The organism is Rhodoplanes elegans (genome assembly GCF_016653355.1).
GTDB lineage: Bacteria > Pseudomonadota > Alphaproteobacteria > Rhizobiales > Xanthobacteraceae > Rhodoplanes > Rhodoplanes elegans.
The window spans coordinates 1-18,677 of the sequence record NZ_NHSK01000151.1 but is presented as its reverse complement, the minus strand read 5'-3'; the positions used below and the strand labels follow the sequence as shown (position 1 = coordinate 18,677).

Here is an 18,677-nt window from a genome sequence, read left to right as displayed (position 1 = left end):
GAGTGCTGATGCATTCGAGCTTGGCGGTGACCTTGAGCGGCACGCCGCTCGGGTCCGCGTGACGCCTCGGGCCAGATCAGTCGCACGTCGATAGGGTACACCTTCTGATGCCGTGGAATGCCGACCGCCCAGTTCAGCTTGCGCCCCGTCAGCCCATGGCGGAACGGGGCACTGAGTCCATATCCGGCATCGGCCAGCACGCAGCCGAAGCGAGTGCCGGCAGCGATCATTCGATCGATCTCCGCAAGCGCGATCTCCGGCTTGGTCCGAGCCGTGCGGAATTGCACCGGAACGCCGGCCTTTTCCATGCGAGCCGGGTCGCTCGTCCAGCTCTCGGGGAGGAACAGCCGCAGTGCGACCGTCACCGGCACCTCGTCGCGGGCGAGCGTCAGCGACACCAAAGTCTGGCAGTTCGCCGTCTTTCCCAGCGCCGTCGCATATTGGGGTGCTACCCCCACCGAATGATCGCCATTCTTGGGCAGCGCCGTGTCGTCGATCACCAGGACGGCGTCCCTGCCGCCGACCAGCCTGTCGGCCTGTCGGACGCGTTCGTCCTCCAACGGCGCGGCATCCCAAACCCCGCCGGCGACGAAGTGGTGCAACTGGTCGTAGTCCCCCGGCGCAAACCGTTCCGTCATAGGCTGGATGCTCTTACGGTCTCCCGGCCCGATCAGGCCTGCCACGTACCGGGGACACATCCGCCGTCGCGCCTTGTGGCCCAGCCGGTCCAGAAACTGATCGAGCCAACGTCCGAGCTCGCCTTCCCAATCTGATCGCGCGTCGACCGTATTCGGCCCTCCACAAGCCGACCTCCCATGAATCACCGATGACGCGATTCGGGAATCCAGGACCGGACCGAGAGTTCAGATTTCAGCCAAAGTAGTGCTAGGGTCAGGACTCAATTGAGCCACCAAGCGACGGTGGCGGCCAGCATGGCGCCGGCGAGGAAGTTTCTGCCGAGCTTGTCGTAGCGCGTTGCGACGCGTCGGAAGTCCTTGAGCCGCGAGAACATCCGCTCGATGCGGTTGCGGCGTCTGTAGGCGATGCGATCGTAGGGGATCGGCTGCTTGCGGCTGGTGGTCGACGGGATCACGGCCTTGGCGCCGCCCTCGGCGAGCAGGCGGCGGAGGTTGTTGGCGTCGTAGGCCTTGTCCGCGATCAACCCGGTGATCGGCGCCACTCTGGCGATCAGCGTCGGTGCGAAGGCGATGTCGTTGATGTTGCCGGGCGAGAGCAACAGAACGAGCGGCCGGCCGCAGTGATCGGTCAGGGCGTGGATTTTCGTCGTCCGTCCGCCGCGCGAGCGGCCGATCGCCTGTTTGAAGGCCCCCGTTCTCCGCCCGCCGCCGAGCGGTGGGCCTTGATGTGGGTACCCGCAATGATACCGCGCCGGCAATAGCGACCAGACCCTTGAGAGACTAATCGCGCACATGTGGGTGCGCTCGGCGTAGCTCTGCGATGTCGGGACTACAGGCGCTCTGACTTGCCTGCGCGAAAATACGTTCCAAGGAGGTTGCGGAGCAACCAGATCGGCGACGAAAGCAGCGTCAGTTGTAGCAACGAGAGACCCCGATATTTTGGCGTCGATAATCCTCCGAGACGCATGCCCAAAAGCCGAACAAAGACCGCTCGTTTGCGGTTATACTGATATGGCTGCATTTTGCGTACTTCGTCTTTTGGCAGCGGCTTGCAGTTCAGGGCCCCTGCCTCTCGGATGGTGTCCAGTAGTGCCCGTCCCGCGGATGTTCGGGCGACAATCAAGCTGCGACCATCGCGCTCCGTGAAATCCGGATAGCCGTCCCTGCTGTACCAGGCATCACCGCATGCGATGTCAGAGAACTCGCCCGTGCCGTCCGGACATATCTTGCAGCGGAATTGCACACGCGGACTCAGAATGTAGCCCCAAGAGGAATTATAATCCATTTTCTCTTCTGACCCGTCCCGTCGAGTGGCGCGAGTCCAACCCGGCCAGCCTCGTCCACGGTAGGAAAATTTGGCGAGATCGCTCTCTTTGACGCCCAGCTTTTCGACGACGGCCAGAGCTCCCTTACGGCTTGGCACACCGGCGCAAAAAAAAGATATCTTAAAGGGGATGAGGCGATCTATGCGTGGGTCTGATCGCGCCATGCGCCGCAATGCTGCCACGTCGCATGGTTTCCCGATAAAGGCGAAGCGACGCCCCTTCAACAGGTATCCCCCAATGTCGGCCAACGGCGAAGATGGCGCGTAGCGAGAGCCGGCGGCCTCAATGATCTCCGCGCGCGTCGTGCTGGGCCGAGTGATATTGCCCACAGGATCGCTCGGGTCGGCAGATGTGTGGAGGATGAAGTCCACGGTCCGCGTTTCGACGAGATGAATCGCGATCGCAGAAATCACGCCGCCGGAAGAGCCGAGGTAACGGACGTCGGTATCCGTAGAAAACCCGGTCTCGACCGAAACGACAGGTCCCCAAGACCGATCGTAGCCTCCGTCAGTCACCGCGAAGTGCTGCAGTTCCGCTCCGGAGCAGACCCTTCGTATAGTTTCCTCGTCGAACGTCGTCAACGGCTGATGTTCCTTAGGTCGCAAAAAACCTGCCGCAGTCATCGACATTTTGATCTTATCGCCGCCGACCGCCGCCGCACAGGCGCCGCAACCGTGGCACAACCCGTTGCGCTTGATAAAGGCTAGCTTACCCATGCGAATTCGCCTTCATCGACCTGCTTACGAAAACCTGCTCTGCAATATTTCCCGACGATGGATCCCCACCTTGTCCCAGGTGAAATCCAGCGATCGGCTTTTCGCCGAGGCGGCGAACGCACGACGCTCTTCCTCTCTGGAAGGCAAGGATGCAATTTGCTCAGCCCATTCCTCGGAACTGATGCTGTCAAGAACAATTCCATCCACCTTGTCGCGCGTAAATGCGCCGGCCCCCATCGGGGATGTCAATGCGGGTACCCCGCAGCCGGCTGCCTCATAGGTCACGAGCGGACCGCCCTCTTCAAGCGACGGAAACACAAACCAATCGGAGGACCGATAGAGCGCGGGAACATCGTCTGTATATGGCATGTACATCACGTCTGGACGATGCAGTACATCGGAAAATCGTTGCTGGATGACCGGCTCGATAGCTCCGGCAATGATCAGCCGGCCCTTGATATTGGCCTTTCGCCAAGCATCTAGCAAAATGTGAGCGCCCTTTCGCACGCATAGATATCCCACAAACACCAGGGTGACGCCTTCTTCCGCGGGGAACAATTTATGGCTGCCCGAAAAACGAGCCGGTTCCCAGCCGTAGCTAGTCGCGAGAAGCCGATCGTCGGGAATGCCTAGCGCGCGCAGCGATTTGGTGACTTGAGGACTCGGACAAAACACCGCATCGGCAATCGCGAGGCCTTCATTCTCATACTTGATCGAAGCATCATCCAGGCCGTGCGCGGGCTCCACTCCCAGCGAAATATAGGCCTGATCGAGGATAGCGCGGGCGGTCGCCCGGGCGCAGTTGAATTTTTCGCGAATCACAGTAACGCCGAGCGCATGCAGTTCTTGCGCCAGACGTAGCGATACATCGCCAAATGTAAAGACGACCTGCATCCCCTTTGAGTTCTGGACCTTGTTCAAAAGCTTTCGTTCCGCGAACCGCATCACCAGATTCCTGGCGACCCGAGTGGGGATCTTCGCGAGCGGGCCGGGTGTCGGCAGACCGGTCAAGACTTCGACGTTGAGGGGGGCGCCCGTCCATTTATTGACGGATGTAAAAATGCGGCAGGGCGCCTCGGGACAATTCATGGCTTCGGCGAGCCGGGCGGCGATGTAGGTCGGGCCATGCCGGCTCAAGAGTGGATCGAGAATGAGATTTACTTCCACGATTAATCCCCCCATGCTTTACCTGGAGATACTCTGCGTCTATTATTGACGGTTTGGCGTTGTTGTATATACCACTTTGACTGATCACCTGGAATTCTCGTTTGAATTAGCAGGAGATCGCGAGATCGAGGCTGTGATTTAACGAGTTATACCAACGGCCTCGGCTCCTGACTCGCCGGGGATTCCGGGGAGTGGCCGGATGTGATTCGCTTGGCGCGGGAGGATTCGCGCCATGGCGACAGCGGTTGCTCTGCGGACAGATTTCTCGGTGGCCGATTTACGGCGGCTGGCGGCGGCGTCGAAGAATGCCAACCAGAGCCGGCGGCAGTTGTCGCTGGCGGCGGCCGGGGACGGCATGAACCGGACCGAGGCGGCGCGGATCGGCGGCATGGAGCGCCAGACGCTGCGCGACTGGGTGCACCGGTTCAACACGCACGGCCCGGACGGGCTTATGGACATCCCGTCGCCAGGTCCGAGCTCGCGGCTGACCACCGCGCAGCTCGTGGAGCTGGCGGAGATCGTCGGTGTCCCTCCGCTGAGTGTCAACGGGCCTCGGAATCTCCCCACTTTGGGGCGCGCAAAATTCCCCACTTTGGCGGGTGTGGTGATCAGCCGATGGGGTGATCGGAGCCTCCGTTCTTGGGCGGCCGAGCGCCTCGCTCTGCGCCGTGAGCGAGCCGCTCCTCTCGTCGCCGACCTCGAGATCTGGATGCGGGCCGAGCGGGCCCGCCTGTCGCGCCACTCCGACGTCGCCAAGGCGATGGACTACATGCTCAAGCGCTGGATTGCCTTCACGCGCTTCCTCGACGACGGGCAAATCTGCCTGACGAACAACGCGACGGAACGCGCCCTGCGTGGCATCGCGCTCGGCCGGAAGTCGTGGCTGTTCGCCGGCTCCGACCGCGGCTGCGAACGCGCCGCGCTGATGTACACCCTGATCCAGGCCGCCCGCCTCAACGAAGTCGATCCACAAGCCTGGCTCGCCGACGTCCTCGCGCGCATCAACGATCAAGCCATCCGAGATCTGGCCGCGCTGCTTCCCTGGAACTATACGCCGGCCCCGACATCGCTCGCGGCCTGACCCTCCATCCCGGACAACGCAAGCAGAAATCCCGCGGTCCTCGGCGGTTGGGTACGATCGTCGAGACTGGTCCGGACCCGGCCGTGCACGGCGTGGTGCGCTGGCGGCGGGTCGACCTCCAGCGGCTCGTCGCCGAGCGCTTCGGGGTCGCGTATCACGAGCGGACGATCGGCAAGATCCTCGACGCCCGCGGCTCCTCCCATATCAGCGCGCGGCCGCGTCATCCGGCGCAGGACGCCGGAACGATCGCGGCGTTCAAAAATACTTCGCGACGACGCTGAGCGCCCATCCGCCCATCTCGAAGGCGTCGCCGATCGCAAGCTGGTCGAGATCTGGTTCCAGGACGAGGCGCGCATCGGCCAGAAGAACGGCATCGGGCGCATGTCGGCGCGGCGTGGAACGCGGCCGCGGCAAACCGAGACCGCCAAGCTGAACAAATCGATCCTCAAGCCTGGCTCGCCGAAGTCCTTGCCGTTCGTCCCGATGTCCCGATCATCCCGCCAGACGCATTCACGACCTCCTGCCGCGGAATCGGAAAACGCCAGCCCACCGCTGCAGAAGCCTGACTGCCCCGGACCTTAACCGGACCGCACTTTCCTGCGGGCTTCACTTAATGGGTACTTTAGAATATGGACAAGCCGATCCACATATCGCTCAAGGCGAGTGTTTGCGATCGTCAATCCTCTGTCCACGTCGACCGCCAAACTGTCTCGGGCATCAAAGGCCGCCATGATCTTGCCAAGCGCGGCTTCCGCGTTGTCGACCTTACCGTCGACATAGTGCGCATATTTCAGTGTGCTGAACAGTCCGTTGAACTTCCGGGAGTAGGCGATCGGTACAACCGGGACCCCTGCGGAGAATGCGCCAATGCAGGCGTGCATGCGACCCGCGACGACGAAATCCATTCCAGACATGTAGGACTTAGCCTGCCCGGCCGTTTTAAACATCGGTGCGGTGACTGCGGAAGGATAGCGTCGCTTGAGCTCCAGCATAATCGCGGTATCATCATCGTCGCCTCCCGAACCGCTCACATGGGCCAATAGATGAACCTCGACACCCGGTCGCTTGCCCATCTCCTCGATCAGCGCATGCGTTAGGGACGCATAATCAAGCCTCATGCCGAGCTCGTTCTTGCCCGTATAACTCTGATTGTAAAGCAGCCCCGAAATGTTCAAGCAAACACGCTGCCGGTCGCCGGCCTTAGCTTGCTTGATGACTGGAACGGCGAAAGCAACGTCGATGAACTCCTCGGCATTCGCAATGCCACACTCGTTGAGAAATGCCGTGGAAAGTTCGTCGCGTGTGAATACCCCCCCGGCGCGTCGCATCACGGCGATCGCAACCCGACGGCAAACGGGCAGGTTGAACGGCCCAATCGTTTGTGGGGCTATAATCAAGGGCTTGCCCAATGCCAGCACAGCCAACTTCGTCCCGACCAACCGTGCAAACCGTCGCACTCCATAGATGTCGGTAAAGCTGTCACCTTCCCCGATGTCGAAGACGACGTCACAGTTTCGTATGGCAGTGAGGAATCCGAAGTTTCCCTTCAGCAGCTGCTTAAGTTGCGGTTCAGGGCCATTCGTGACGTCACCGGGCAGCTCAGCCAAACGGTTTTGTCCTGCGCCGAGGGAGGTGTAGTGCGCCGTGACACCAACTCTCTGAACTGCGCGGCGCAGCAGAATTGCGTGCCCACAAGCCAGCGCGTCGACGCCCAAGTTGCCATGGCTGAACGTATGCCAGAGAAGGCCTATTCTTAGAGCTTTTCTATGTTCTTCCATGACCACTTATATCTTCCGCTGATTGGGGTTAGCCGGTCCCATCCGCGCGCGACCTGTGCGCCAGGACCATCAGCCCGGATCATGCATCAGAAAACGGATTCTAGAACTAAAGCGCGAGAGAGCATCAACCTCGACACCGTCGCCAACGCCCGCCTGCATTCCAGCACGCAACGCGTCGTCGACGAGGCCTTCGCGGAGGAACGGCTCGGCTGAAGCCGCTCTCACTCGCACTATCGCACAGTGCTAAAAGTTCAAGCGCCGCGTCTCCACGAGGGCGCGGTGAGCGTCGCCGTCTGCAAGCGCGAACTCACCGAGCTTCATTCCCGGGGGCCGAGCGACCCAGGGTGGTGCTCGACAACTTGTCTGAGGCCTCTATCAGACCTTCCCCACCGACGAGGCACTGCGCGTGCTGCGACAGACGGATTTCGACTACGTTCCGAAGCACGCAAGTGGGCTCAATATAATCGAGATCGCGCGCTCGCAAGCTAATGCCTCGACCGCCGCATCGAAAAGCTCCTCGCGCCTGCGCATAGAGGTCGCCGTCTGGGAGAAGCAACGCAACAGCGCCCGGCACGCATCACCTGGAGTTTCACGAACGAAAAGGCCTACACCAAAATGGGCTGCGCATGACCTCGGCCTACGACTCATAAATTTTGCGCGACCTCAAACAATCAACACCTCAGTGCCGATGTGGCCAAGAACGACGCAATTGCTCGGCGCCATGCCCTACACCTTGCTAGCAAGGAACCTAGTGATCGGGCGCTCTACATACTGGTATATCAGGCTTGTAGCAGAAAGAGCAAAAAGGATCGAACACAACACCGCCAGCCAGGGATTTTCCAGTCCAAGCTTTTTGAAAAGAACCGGAACAATTGGAGCAAGCAACGGGTGGAACAAGTAGGTCGAGTACGAAGCCGCCCCGAGAAAGACAAATATCACCGGAATTGTCAACCTACGACTTTGCTCTATCGATGCGCAGCCCCAAAGTACAAAAAAGGAGGCCAATCCGATCGAGATGATCGACGGAACTGGGCCGCCCGCTATACTGAAGACATCAAAAACGATCGACAGCATGCCCAACACGACAGCAAATAATGCCGTGGTCGGACCAAGGAGTCTTTTCCTTTGATAAAGCTCGCCTAGCACCATGCCGAAAAGGAAATTCAGCATGACCGTGTCCAGCAAAAAATAGAATACTGGGAACCTTTCCATCGAGAGCATGGCTTCCCGGAATACCGAACCGGCGCTTACAAACAGAATAATGATTCCTATGAACTTTATTGGTCGCAGTTTCCAAAAGAGCGCCAGTGTAAACAAAATATAGAAGAACATCTCGAAGACTAGAGTCCAACCTACGCCGAGAATCGGCTGGATGGTTCGATCCAAGGGATTGTAGCTCGGAACAAAGAAATATGACCTTATAATAAAAGGAAGATCGAATTCCGCATGTAACACGTGATGGGCGGCGACGAGCATCGCAATGACTTTGGCGGTTGTAGCCATCCAGTAGATCGGCACAATACGTGAAAGCCTTCTTAGCGCAAAAGTTTTCCAGCCGTTGGCACAAAGTAACAGTTTTTGCGATGAAAGGATCATCACAAAGCCACTTATGACAAAAAAGAGCCCGACGCCCGAAGACCCTCGTCGCCAGTACTCGAAATCGCTGTCAAGACGTTCGTGAACGTAGAAACCACAGTGCGTGATGAGTACTAGAAATGCCGCTAGGAACCGCATGAACTCGACAGATTCGAGACGGCCGGTAACGGCCTCAGACTTCTCGAAAGAACTTTGAACCGTTCCCTTCAACGGCGAACTGCCTTGCGCATCACACCGACCTCCGTTCGACTATCCATCCAAACCGGTGACCTGACCGCACAACAGATCGCCGCCAAACGCACGGCGGACCATGTACGTCACCAACCCCAACGGAGGCACTAATGGTCCGTTCGTCGCATATCGGATCTACCCCTATAGCGCGGGGTTTTGTCTTTCTTTATTAACGCTTTTGTTATATTTCGATCGTTAACATAATAGCCAATGCAACACCCAAAAAGAATTCCGATAATTTGACCTGATCCTCCGGGGTTGTAGACGCTCGCGATCGTCGGAATGTTAACGATGGACACCAAGAGCAAACCCGACGCGAAACCGCGAATCTCATGAGCCGACGAATCGAAATCCGACCGAAGCCGTCTTCGAAATAAGGAACTCCACAGCCAGAACTGGACAAAGATCGCCGCAAGACCAGCACACCCCGATCGCAAGAAAATGAAAGCCCATGCATTGTGGAGAACAGGGATGTCTGTGAGAATTTCCGCCCCCAGCTTAATGCGCCAGAGAATGGGAACGACGCCGTGCCACCCGGTGCCGAACAATGCAGCAAGTGCGCCCTCATCCCATACGTGTGAGAAGGCTCGGAACGTTTCGAATCCTCGCCAGCCGACATTCACCTCCGATTCCGAGTAGCGCTGAATGGATATGATTTCGACCACGGCAGCGGGAAGCTTGTAAAACATCTGCCTGAGCGTATCAGGATCAACGATCAGCTGGATGAAAGGCGTCGTCAGAACGAACAGAATCGCCGCTAATGAAACCGCTGCAAATGGGACCAGAATGAAGGGCGCGTAATAGCTAATTATCATTATGCCTATCGTAATGAAACTGGACCTCGATCCCGACAGGACGACTGCCGCCATCAAGATGGACAACACGGCGACCTCCATCGGTCTGATCCGCACCGTCATCACGAAGCCCACGATGATCGCGGCGGCGATCGCGACAGTGATGTATCCGACGCCGATCGCGTCTCTCAGGGCATATCTGCTCGCTTCCGAAGCTGCTCCGGTAGTCAGATATTTGTAGATGTACACGAAAGATAAAATCACGGCCGCAACGATGAGCCCTCTTCGTAGCATTTTAAACGGTATGCTCATTCGAAGCTGAAGGCACATTCCGGCCCCGATGAACACGACTGGCCTTGAGGTGTAGTACGCGCCCTTCACCGCATCTACGTTCATTTCACCAGAACCGATCGATACGATCCCTCCAAGCAGAAAGATCACAATTAGAGGCCAGCAGGTTGCGATCAATCGCTCCGAACTTCGCACAGATGTGGCGACTAGAAGAACAACAAGCGGTAGGCATGCGAGATAAACCGCGATCCGGGGCGCCAATTCGACGAAGACAAACAATACAACCAGAAAAGCGGTCTTTAATGAGTCGTTAAGGGACATCGCGTCACTGGCTGGCACCCAGGGTTTGAATGTTGTTCGACTGCGCAACGCGCCCCGCGGGAGAAACCCGAATTGAAGCCATGGTGCGCGAACCCGCGAAAACGTTGGACGAGACCGTGCCCTGAGCGTCGTCCACGAATTCGATGGCCGGCCGAACACTTGCAGCGTTTGCGAAGCGACAGCCTGAAATCAAAGTGCCGACGCTGTTCTTTCCCGCGAGAATGCCGCCTTGCAATTGTTCGAACCAGCATGACTCGAATGCGATGTTCTGGCTTCCGGCCATCACCACGCCCTGGCGCGCACTCTGGAAAGTGCATACGCTGAACCGGAGCAACGAGGGTTCCGGACCCTTCGCAGTTTTGCTTTCTCCGACACGCCCAATCTCGACGAGCGTTAGTTCGCCTATTCCACCGTTGTGATCGAAATGGCATTGTTCGAACGTGATCTGAGCGACCTGCCCCGTAAGTTTCAGCGCGGGACCAGTTGCATCCTTGGAGAGGAATACGACCAGATCACGGACACTGATAAACTGGTGAGGTAGTTGATAGTTCCCCGGGACCGCGCCGCCTTGAACTCGGATCCCCCTGGAAAAACCGATAATCGCAACATCTTGAATATACGACCACCACAGTCCACCATTGGCGGGGGTCGATCCGGCAATTGGCTTGGCCTCCAGATTAATCGCGTATTGTCCTGGATTGATCGCAGCCGATGGCGTCCCGCCGACTAGCGTCACTCCCTCGATGGCGGTATAGATGATCGGCCCGTTGCCCAGAACAATGAGCGGTCCAGATGATTCTGGGACAACCTTCAATCTTGTCGATCCCCGTCCGAGTCCCTTCAGCTTCACTTTGCTGATCATTTTGATGGACTTCACGAGGTATTCTCCGGCTGGAAGCAGGACTTCTCCGATGTTTTGCAACTGGGCTAGCGCTAACGCTTTCTCTAACGGTTCTGTTATATCCGCGCCAGGTTTTATTCCTTCCGCGACGTCCTGCAATGCTAAAGGTCGCGAGGAAGCAATCTCGCTTTTGGCGACCAATGGCGCAATTGCAGCCGCGACCAGCCCCGACACAAAACCGCGGCGGCCAATGAAGGTCGGGCTTACGTGATGCCGCGTAAAGAGCAACTCAGTTCGCTTACCGACTTTAGAGCCCGTTTGGAAACTGAAGTGGCGGTGCGGCTGCGGCCGTGATTCAGCTGTCCACGTGGACAGCAGCGAATCGGGCCCGGATGGCCGACATCGAGAAGAAGGCAAAGCGCTACTCGACGGATCTGACGGGTGAGGAGTGGTCGCAGGTCGCGCCGCTCCTCCCGAAGCCGGGCCGAACCGGCCGTCGGCGGCGCATCGACCTTCGCGAAATCCTCAATGCAGTTCGATATTTGGCTCGGACCGGGTGCGGCTGGCGCATGCTGCCGATGGACTTCCCGCCCTGGCCGACCGTCTACTGTTGGTTCCGACGCATGGTGCGGCTGTTCCTGTTCCGCACCATCCACGACTTCGCCGTGATGATCGACCGTGAGCGGGCGGGCCGCGAGGCGAGCCCGTCGGCCGGCATCCTCGACAGCCCCACCGTCAAGGCGCCGGCGCCCGGTGCGGACCGCAGCTTCGACGGCGGCAAGAAGATCTTCGGCCGCAAGCGCCATGTCGCGGTCGACATCGACGGTCGGCTTCTGATGGTGAACCTCACGCCCGCCGGCATCTCAGACAGTGCCGGCGCCCAGATGATCCTGACGACGACCCGACGGCCCCCCTCACACCCCGCGCCACACTGGTCGCGATCCCTCGGTACAGGTGGTCGCGATCGTCGGAATGCGGATACGAGGCCAGGATCGACGTCTCCGAGGCCATGCTCCACGTCGCCATGGGAAGCCTCCTCCTGCGCCGCATCACCCTCTGAGCCGAGTTTCCAAACGGACTCAAAGAGCCTGAGAATCTGTCGACTGGGCTCGATCTTGAAGAATGGACTGTAGTCGCGTGCCAAGAATCGTCGAATTTGATTCTCGAAGCACGCGGCACTGGGATCGGGTGATCGGGACCGGCTGTTCGGAGCATTGCAGAAGCAACGGGCCCCTGCCGCAGGTGGCGCTCCGCGGCTTCGATTTGCGGACGGCGGTACGTTGAATGGCGGCGGCTGAGCCTCGGCGAACTGGTGCCAAAGGTTCATCGCGAACGGGATGAGCTGCAGAAGATCGAGGCGCTGTTTTACGGAGCCGCCACGACGGTGATGGGTTCGGTGCGGCACGACCGAAACAGAGGTCGCGATGCAGAAAAATACACTCGCTTTCATTTAGTTAATTGCGTCACTGCAACTAAACTTGATTGAAGTAGGTATCGGGAGACAATACCATATCTATATTGTGCTTCGCCTCGTACTGAAGCCTTTCCAGATCCCACTCCCACCATCTCAAGCGCTCGATTTCCACGATCGTCTCCGGCAGAAACCGTTTGCGTATGTTTCGCGCCGGATTGCCACCGACGATCGTGTAGGGGTCGACAGACTTGGTGACGACGGATCCCGCACCAATAATCGCACCGCGCCCGATAAATGTGCACCCCGGCAGGACGATGGCGCCATGCCCCATCCAGACGTCGTCTTCGAGCACGCATTTAACATAATCAATCTTTCCTGGCGCCTCAAAACTCAGGTTATCGACAAAAAGATATGGAGTAGTTGACAAGAAATTCGTCCCGTGGTTTCGAGTCAGTATCCGAGCCGTACTAGAAAATGAACAATATCTCCCTATTGTAGTGTTTCGTCCAATTCTTCCCAAATCGAAACAGCCGTACGAATACATGCCGATATCAATGCCTAACGCTTTATATTTTTTTCGCAACTTAGTGCTCGTCAATTCCTCAACGACCGTCCGATGAAGACCCAGCCGCCCAAGGATCAGCTTGATAATCTCTTTCATTGATTGCGGCCTTTTCTGCGTGTTTCGCTTTTATCATCTTGAATTTACGAAACGGTACTGATCGTCAATACGGCGATCAATCCGATCGAGAGGCCGAACAGAATGAAAAACCGCAAACCAAAACCCCAGAGGGCATGCCCGTAGAGCGGAAACCCAACTAGTGTCGAAACTGCAAGCAGCCACGGCGCAGCGGACAAACCATAGTGCGTAAGCACTGGGACAGCGCCCAGACCCATCACAGCGAGGCTAACGATCTGGGCAATTACGCGCATATAGATCTTGTTTGAGGCGAATAGCTGGACGCCAAGGCCAGCAAGCCACACGCGGCCTAGGGCAAAGGCGGCAAAGCCTGGCCAGAGGGAAGCAAGTCCTGCGTAGCGCTCGCCGAATACGGCTACAGATAGGACAGGCGCTGCAAAAAGAAAAAACGCGCCCGCCCCGAAGGCAAGAAGCGCAAATTCGATATTGACTAAATTCTGTAAATGTAAGTAGAGGCCAGCATCGTTGCGTGCCCGTGCTAGGCGCGGCAAATATACGGTCGCCAGAACCGCCGCAAACGGTGCGATACCCTGAACTAACCTTGCGCCAACCTGATAAAGCCCAATCGATACCGGATCGAGCACCAGCGAGACCGCGACAATATCAATTTGAACCGACAAATTTGTCAGGATGCCATCGGCGGCGAAGCCCGAAGCTTCCCGCACCATCCGACGGAGCCCCCGCCAGTCGGATGGCCAAGCTCCCGGTCCCAGCAACCATTTGCGCAGCATGACCGCCGCGACCGCAAGGTAGAATAGGCGTGACAAGGCGAAGGCTAGCGCTGAAGCGAAAACGTCGCTGGTCGCTGCTGCAACGCCAACCACGAAGGGCAGCATAAAAAAGTTTGAGAGCACAACGCTGCGTGCTTCGACGTCAAAACGACCTTTTGCCCTGACGACGACGAAGCCCAGGTCAGCGAACGCAGCCGAAAAGACGCCGATCAAAACGGCGCAGTTGACTAGCGCTGTTTCGCTCGCGGGGCGAAGCACGACGAAGACCAGCGCTGCGATAAGAACTGAAAGGGCCGTAGTCCAGACCTTAAGGACAAGACCGCGGCGAACGATGTTCACGGCATCTTTAGGGCGGGCTCCCGCCTCGCGAAGCAGAAAATTTCCAAGTCCATAATCGGAGGCCATGCTTAGCAGCATGGAACAAGCGATCGCTGTGCCTATAACACCGTATGAAGCCGGCCCAAGATACCTAGCGAGGAAGACAAACGTGGCAAGGCTTGCCCCTAACCTTGTGAAAGTGGAGATCGCCATCGCGATTTTCTCGGCCCTTAGGCCGGGTAGATCGCTCACCGTCTCGCCTCTGGTGCAACAAAGTGGCTGGGTTGCAGCGAGTGAAGGCCGCAGAAAAACGCTTTCGTCAGACGCGCCGGCTCTGATCTCGCTCCGCTATCCAGAGAATCCCAAAGGTAAGACGGACACAGATGGTACCGCCACCGTCTGGGCCAAGCGCTTCGGAGAGGCACGCATGCATTGTATGTCATTACACCTCCGCACCGAACGCGTTTTCGACATGCAACGGTTGCGCCAGGGTCAGGACTCAATTGAGCCACCAGGCGACGATGGCAGCCAGGATTGCGCCGGCGAGGAAGTTTCGGGCGAGCTTGTCGTAGCGGGTCGCGACGCGACGGAAGTCCTTGAGCCGCGAGAACATTCATTCGATGCGATTGCGCCGTCGATAGGCGATGCGGTCGTAAGGGATGGGCCGCTTGCGGCTGGAGGTCGACGGAATAACGGCCTTGGCGCCGCCCTCGGCGAGCAGACGCCGCAGGCTGTTGGCGTCGTAGGCCTTGTCCGCGATGTGGCCGGTGATCGGCCCGACCCGGGCGATCAGCGTCGGTGCGAACGCGATGTCGTTGATGTTGCCCGGCGAGAGCCGCAGAACGAGCGGCCGGCTGATCGGTCAGGGCGTGGATTTTCGTCGTCCGCCCGCCGCGCGAACGGCCGATCGCCTGCTTGAAGGCCCCCCTTTTCCGCCCGCCGCCGAGCGGTGGGACTTGATGTGGGTACTCCCGTGAAGAACGTCTGCCATAGCGAATCCTCCACTTCTCGGGTCAAGATACGCCACGACTCTCCGGGACTGAACACCTAAGGACCGCTGAGCGTGAATACGGCTCACTTCTTCACCGCGTAGGACAGGCCGATGACGAAGCGCGCGTATTTCAGCATGTGAGCGGCACGTACCGATCGCTTGTCGGCCCGTCCCAACGCCGCAAGGAGCAGAAGTGTCCAACGTAATAGCAAACCCGTCGTGGCAACCGCTTTGAAGACGAAAAAGCCGACGGCACTGGTGCTACGCCGAATCTCGGCGGCCAGCGCGTCGAGCCATTTCGTCGAGGAGTAAGCAGCGTCAATGTCGATTTTCTGCGTTGCGCCCTGAAGATGGTGGACCCTGACCGACGGAACATAAACGACGCGAAGCCCCGCGTTGCGGATCCGCACGCACCATTCAACATCCTCGCCATACATAAAGATGTCGTCGTTTAAGCCGCCGATCTGTTCAATGACCTTTCGGCTTACGAGTGTGCAGCCGCCGGACACCCAATCGAGATCAATACTTTCGCGTTCCAGGAACCGCGCGCTTGTCAGGTATATACTTTCAAAGCCGAACAGCTTGTGCAGGAACAGGAAATGAGCCACGGCTCGTGGGAGGTCATGGCGCCAGCCGGCATCGCCGACTTGATGGCTGCCGTCAGCGTTGATCAGCATTGGACCAACCGCTCCGACACCCGTATCGGCCTCAAGCACATGCAGTAGGCACTCGATCTGCCCGAGGTCGTGAAGGAACGCATCCGGGTTCAACAGAAGGACGTAGTCGCCGCGGCATTCTTTGAATGCCGCGTTGTTGCCACGAGCGAAGCCGAGATTGCCGCGTTCGCCGAACAACCTGACGGTGTCGTAGCGGCATTTGAGATAGTTGTAGGTCCCATCCGAACTGGCATTATCCCAGACAAGAACCTCTAATTGTTCACCAATGTGCGGCAGCAAAGGCTCAAGACAGCGGTCGATAAACGGCTTGCAGTTGTACGTAACGATAACAATCGATAGCTTCATCTCTTCATAGTCCGGTAGCATAGAAGAAGGCGTTACGAGCACTGCGCAAGCGGAACAGATAAATGGCGCGCAGGACTACTTGGGTAGATAATTAAGTATTCGGTCCAATACTCCGCATCGCATCATTGTTCGCTCATTCGCGGTGTCGTCCTGTAGGCGCCGTCGGCGAAGACCTCCACCGGATAGTCCAGAACGACATGAATCCTATGTGGAAACGGACATACCTTGGAACTCCGAGGCAACGGCCTCAAGAAAGGACGCCTTAAATGCGTCAATGGTAAAAAAAGAGGCATAACGTGCTCGTCCCGCTTCGCCGAGATCGCTAAGCGAACCGCGTCGGAATATCACTTTCTTGAGCACCCGCGCCAAGTCCGCGGCGTCGTTCGGTTGATGAAGAAAGCCCGTGCGTTCGTTCTCGACGATTTCGACAAGGCCGCCGTGAGCCGCCGCCACTACTGGCCGACCATGCGCCATCGCCTCTATGGCGACGAGCCCGAAGGGCTCGGGCATGCGCGAGGGAACGACTACGACATCGCTCCAATAATAGCTTACAGACGGATCGTTCTGAAATCCCAATACCTCAACAAGATCTGCTAACTGCCGCGAGGCGATGTGAGCGAGGAGCGCGTTGCGGAAGGGCGCTCCCTCGAAGGCATCACCGACGATCCTGACCCGGAACTGTTTCCGCGCCGCTTCGGGCAACAGCGCGAGCGCCTCAATCAATAAATCCTGCCCCTTCCACGAATTAATCCGGCCAATCAACAAAAGTCGGATCGGCGCGTCCCCAGCCGAACCGGTGTGCGGCAGACCGCGGTCCTCCAAAGCAGCAATCTCGACCCCATTATGAACGACAGTTTGCGGAATTGCTTTCGGAAGCTGTATGCTGTTGCGTGTTGCGTGCGAGTTGAACAGCACCTTGACCCGTGGCATCGCGATTAAGAAGCGGATCAGCCAACGCGTAGCACGCCCGGGAATCTCGTGAACATGAATCACACTACGCCGATGGAAGCACGCGGCCAGCATATGATCGACAATCACACAGGTGTTTATGTATAGGAAATCGTGGTCTTTCAGCGCATGAAGACTGCGATACACAAAAATCGGCAGCAACAAGCCACGTAACGCAAGACGGAAGTACCCGTAGCCTTTGCGCAAGACCCACAGATCGCGAATAATGATCTTGAATCCGCTATTGCGCAATACATCTGAAAGCGGGCCCTCCTTAGGGAGAACGACTTCTACATTCCAATCCGGGTAGCGATCACGAAGGAACGTAACGCAACTTATGAAAGTCCGGTCCGACCCGTAGAGTTCATAACCCTGATGGACGCAGCGGATCCGTTTCATTTCAATCGCCTATATTTAATAGCGGCTTATGGTACAAAGGCACTGAATGACCGGTGTGAGCCCATGCTCGAATTCCGATCGAGTGTAAGACCGTATGTCCGTCTCTGGTGGGTGTGGCTCGTCCTACACTACGTGCCCGAGGGTTGCTCGGGCGAACCGAGCCGATCCTCACCGTAGGAGGACGAGCCATGGACGATAATAGCGAAGCTTTTGTGGGAATCGACGTTTCGAAGACCCGGAATGCAATCGCGATTGCCGAGGGTGGCCGGGACGGAGAGGTGCGCTTTCAGGGGGAGGTGGACGCCTCCGACGAGAGCATGCGTCGCGTGATCAAAAAGCTCGCACCGAAATACAAGCGGGCTCACTTCTGTTATGAGGCCGGTCCAACCGGGTACGGGCTGCACCGGTTGATCGTGTCGCTCGGCCATGAATGCATGGTGGTCGCGCCTTCGCTGATACCGCGGAAGCCGGGCGATCGGGTGAAGACGAATCGGCGTGATGCATTGACGCTGGCGAAGCTATTGCGGGCCGGAGAGTTGACCGCCGTGTGGGTTCCCGATGAAGGACACGAAGCGATGCGGGACCTTGTTCGCGCGCGGGCGGCGGCAGTCGAGACGCTTCGAGTGCACCGCCAGCAGGTGAGTTCCTTTTTGCTGAAGCACGGACGAGCCTATCCAAGGAAGACGGGCTGGACTATGCGGTATCTTCGGTGGCTTCAGGAGCAGACGTTTGATCATCCTGCTCATCAGATTGCCCTGCAGGAAATGGTCGACTCGGTTCGCGTCTCGAAGGAACGGGTCGGCCGATTGGAGCGCGCGATCGAGGAGTTTGTTCCGACCTGGTCGCTGTCCCCTGTCGTTCGCGCGCTCCAGGCTTTGCGCGGCGTCGATTTGATCGTGGCGGTGACGTTCGTGACCGAGGTCGGCGACCTGCGGCGGTTCGAAAGTCCGCGTCAACTCATGGGCTATCTCGGGCTTGTTCCCAGCGAGCGATCGACCGGTGCAACGGTCAAACGAGGCGGCATCACCAAAGCCGGGAACGGACGCGTTCGCCACATGCTGGTCGAGAGCGCTTGGACGTACCGTCATCCACCGAAGGTTGGAACCAAGAAATTATATTTGTTGGAGCAGGTCCCGCCGAAGATACGAGAGATCGCCTGGAAAGCGCAGTCTCGATTGACTGCGCGGTATCGCACGCTCAGCGCCCGCGGCAAGAAGACGACCGTCGTCTGCACGGCGATTGCGCGGGAGCTCGTCGGCTTCATGTGGGCGGTCGGTCGGGAGGCACAGCCCAGTTAATCGGTCGCCCACGCCGGCATTCACACGTGCACCGGCGGGGGCGGGATCACGGCAGGGGAATTCCCGTCGACCGCTTT

The 18,677-nt window shown here is 58.2% G+C and carries 15 protein-coding genes and 5 pseudogenes; 7 read left to right on the top strand and 13 right to left on the bottom strand.

The window, feature by feature from the left end; all coding sequences use genetic code 11:
- Positions 1 to 41 precede the first annotated feature (41 nt).
- The 4 genes and pseudogenes from CCR97_RS18875 to CCR97_RS18860 all read right to left on the bottom strand — a co-directional run.
- Positions 42 to 824 (bottom strand): annotated as a pseudogene (locus CCR97_RS18875) (IS701 family transposase); the annotation flags it as partial.
- A 74-nt stretch (positions 825 to 898) separates the two neighbouring features.
- The gene (locus CCR97_RS18870) at positions 899 to 1,432 is read right to left on the bottom strand and encodes an IS5 family transposase (protein WP_111355058.1); all 534 of its coding nucleotides are present in this window, start codon (positions 1,430 to 1,432) and stop codon (positions 899 to 901) included.
- A gap of 35 nt (positions 1,433 to 1,467) precedes the next feature.
- A complete protein-coding gene (locus tag CCR97_RS18865; protein ID WP_111355059.1) occupies positions 1,468 to 2,679 on the bottom strand; it encodes a Coenzyme F420 hydrogenase/dehydrogenase, beta subunit C-terminal domain in 1,212 nt (403 codons plus the stop codon).
- A gap of 24 nt (positions 2,680 to 2,703) precedes the next feature.
- Complete coding sequence (locus CCR97_RS18860; RefSeq protein ID WP_170145641.1) at positions 2,704 to 3,846, bottom strand: glycosyltransferase family 4 protein; 1,143 nt, start codon at positions 3,844 to 3,846, stop codon at positions 2,704 to 2,706.
- Positions 3,847 to 4,078: 232 nt separating this feature from the next.
- Here CCR97_RS18860 and CCR97_RS31805 point away from each other — a divergent pair.
- From CCR97_RS31805 to CCR97_RS32615, 3 pseudogenes are all read left to right on the top strand, one after another.
- Positions 4,079 to 4,333: pseudogene (locus CCR97_RS31805) on the top strand (helix-turn-helix domain-containing protein); the annotation flags it as partial.
- A gap of 156 nt (positions 4,334 to 4,489) precedes the next feature.
- Positions 4,490 to 4,927, top strand: a pseudogene (locus CCR97_RS31800) (IS66 family transposase); the annotation flags it as partial.
- A gap of 47 nt (positions 4,928 to 4,974) precedes the next feature.
- Positions 4,975 to 5,341 (top strand): annotated as a pseudogene (locus CCR97_RS32615) (winged helix-turn-helix domain-containing protein); the annotation flags it as partial.
- A 164-nt stretch (positions 5,342 to 5,505) separates the two neighbouring features.
- On the opposite strand, the gene CCR97_RS18845 reads toward CCR97_RS32615, so the two are convergent.
- Positions 5,506 to 6,705, bottom strand: a complete 1,200-nt coding sequence (locus CCR97_RS18845; protein ID WP_170145643.1) for a polysaccharide pyruvyl transferase family protein — start codon at positions 6,703 to 6,705, stop codon at positions 5,506 to 5,508.
- An 81-nt stretch (positions 6,706 to 6,786) separates the two neighbouring features.
- On the opposite strand from CCR97_RS18845, the gene CCR97_RS32125 reads away from it, so the two are divergent.
- The gene (locus tag CCR97_RS32125; RefSeq protein ID WP_274611537.1) at positions 6,787 to 6,918 is read left to right on the top strand and encodes a hypothetical protein; all 132 of its coding nucleotides are present in this window, start codon (positions 6,787 to 6,789) and stop codon (positions 6,916 to 6,918) included.
- A 513-nt stretch (positions 6,919 to 7,431) separates the two neighbouring features.
- Here CCR97_RS32125 and CCR97_RS18840 read toward each other — a convergent pair.
- From CCR97_RS18840 to CCR97_RS18830, 3 genes are all read right to left on the bottom strand, one after another.
- Entirely contained in the window at positions 7,432 to 8,511 is a 1,080-nt protein-coding gene (locus CCR97_RS18840) for an acyltransferase family protein (RefSeq protein WP_146618593.1), read from the bottom strand.
- Between the two features lie 128 nt (positions 8,512 to 8,639).
- The gene (locus CCR97_RS18835; RefSeq protein WP_146618594.1) at positions 8,640 to 9,938 is read right to left on the bottom strand and encodes a hypothetical protein; all 1,299 of its coding nucleotides are present in this window, start codon (positions 9,936 to 9,938) and stop codon (positions 8,640 to 8,642) included.
- 4 nt (positions 9,939 to 9,942) lie between these two features.
- Positions 9,943 to 10,815 (bottom strand): hypothetical protein, encoded by an 873-nt coding sequence (locus CCR97_RS18830; RefSeq protein ID WP_207199515.1) that lies wholly within the window; start codon positions 10,813 to 10,815, stop codon positions 9,943 to 9,945.
- Positions 10,816 to 11,171: 356 nt separating this feature from the next.
- Here CCR97_RS18830 and CCR97_RS18825 point away from each other — a divergent pair.
- Positions 11,172 to 11,839: pseudogene (locus tag CCR97_RS18825) on the top strand (IS5 family transposase).
- Positions 11,840 to 12,251: 412 nt separating this feature from the next.
- Here the strand turns inward: CCR97_RS18825 and CCR97_RS32120 are convergent.
- The 3 genes from CCR97_RS32120 to CCR97_RS32550 form a co-directional block, all read right to left on the bottom strand.
- Positions 12,252 to 12,854 carry a CatB-related O-acetyltransferase gene (locus CCR97_RS32120; protein WP_111355066.1) on the bottom strand — a complete coding sequence of 201 codons (603 nt, stop codon included), beginning with the start codon at positions 12,852 to 12,854 and terminating at the stop codon, positions 12,252 to 12,254.
- A 44-nt stretch (positions 12,855 to 12,898) separates the two neighbouring features.
- Positions 12,899 to 14,155, bottom strand: coding sequence for an oligosaccharide flippase family protein (locus CCR97_RS18815; protein WP_111355067.1), 1,257 nt, complete (start codon positions 14,153 to 14,155; stop codon positions 12,899 to 12,901).
- Between the two features lie 400 nt (positions 14,156 to 14,555).
- The gene (locus CCR97_RS32550) at positions 14,556 to 14,732 is read right to left on the bottom strand and encodes a hypothetical protein (RefSeq protein WP_420826086.1); all 177 of its coding nucleotides are present in this window, start codon (positions 14,730 to 14,732) and stop codon (positions 14,556 to 14,558) included.
- Between CCR97_RS32550 and CCR97_RS18800 the strand changes: the two genes are divergently transcribed.
- A complete protein-coding gene (locus tag CCR97_RS18800) occupies positions 14,710 to 14,919 on the top strand; it encodes a hypothetical protein (protein WP_146618596.1) in 210 nt (69 codons plus the stop codon). The two genes, CCR97_RS32550 and CCR97_RS18800, sit on opposite strands and share 23 nt — an antisense overlap.
- A 97-nt stretch (positions 14,920 to 15,016) precedes the next feature.
- On the opposite strand, the gene CCR97_RS18795 is transcribed toward CCR97_RS18800, so the two are convergent.
- The gene (locus tag CCR97_RS18795; protein WP_170145644.1) at positions 15,017 to 15,955 is read right to left on the bottom strand and encodes a glycosyltransferase family 2 protein; all 939 of its coding nucleotides are present in this window, start codon (positions 15,953 to 15,955) and stop codon (positions 15,017 to 15,019) included.
- Between the two features lie 204 nt (positions 15,956 to 16,159).
- Positions 16,160 to 17,302 carry a glycosyltransferase family 4 protein gene (locus tag CCR97_RS18790; protein WP_111355070.1) on the bottom strand — a complete coding sequence of 381 codons (1,143 nt, stop codon included), beginning with the start codon at positions 17,300 to 17,302 and terminating at the stop codon, positions 16,160 to 16,162.
- Positions 17,303 to 17,490: 188 nt separating this feature from the next.
- Between CCR97_RS18790 and CCR97_RS18785 the strand changes: the two genes are divergently transcribed.
- Positions 17,491 to 18,600, top strand: coding sequence for an IS110 family RNA-guided transposase (locus tag CCR97_RS18785; protein ID WP_111355071.1), 1,110 nt, complete (start codon positions 17,491 to 17,493; stop codon positions 18,598 to 18,600).
- The last annotated feature ends 77 nt before the right edge of the window (positions 18,601 to 18,677 follow it).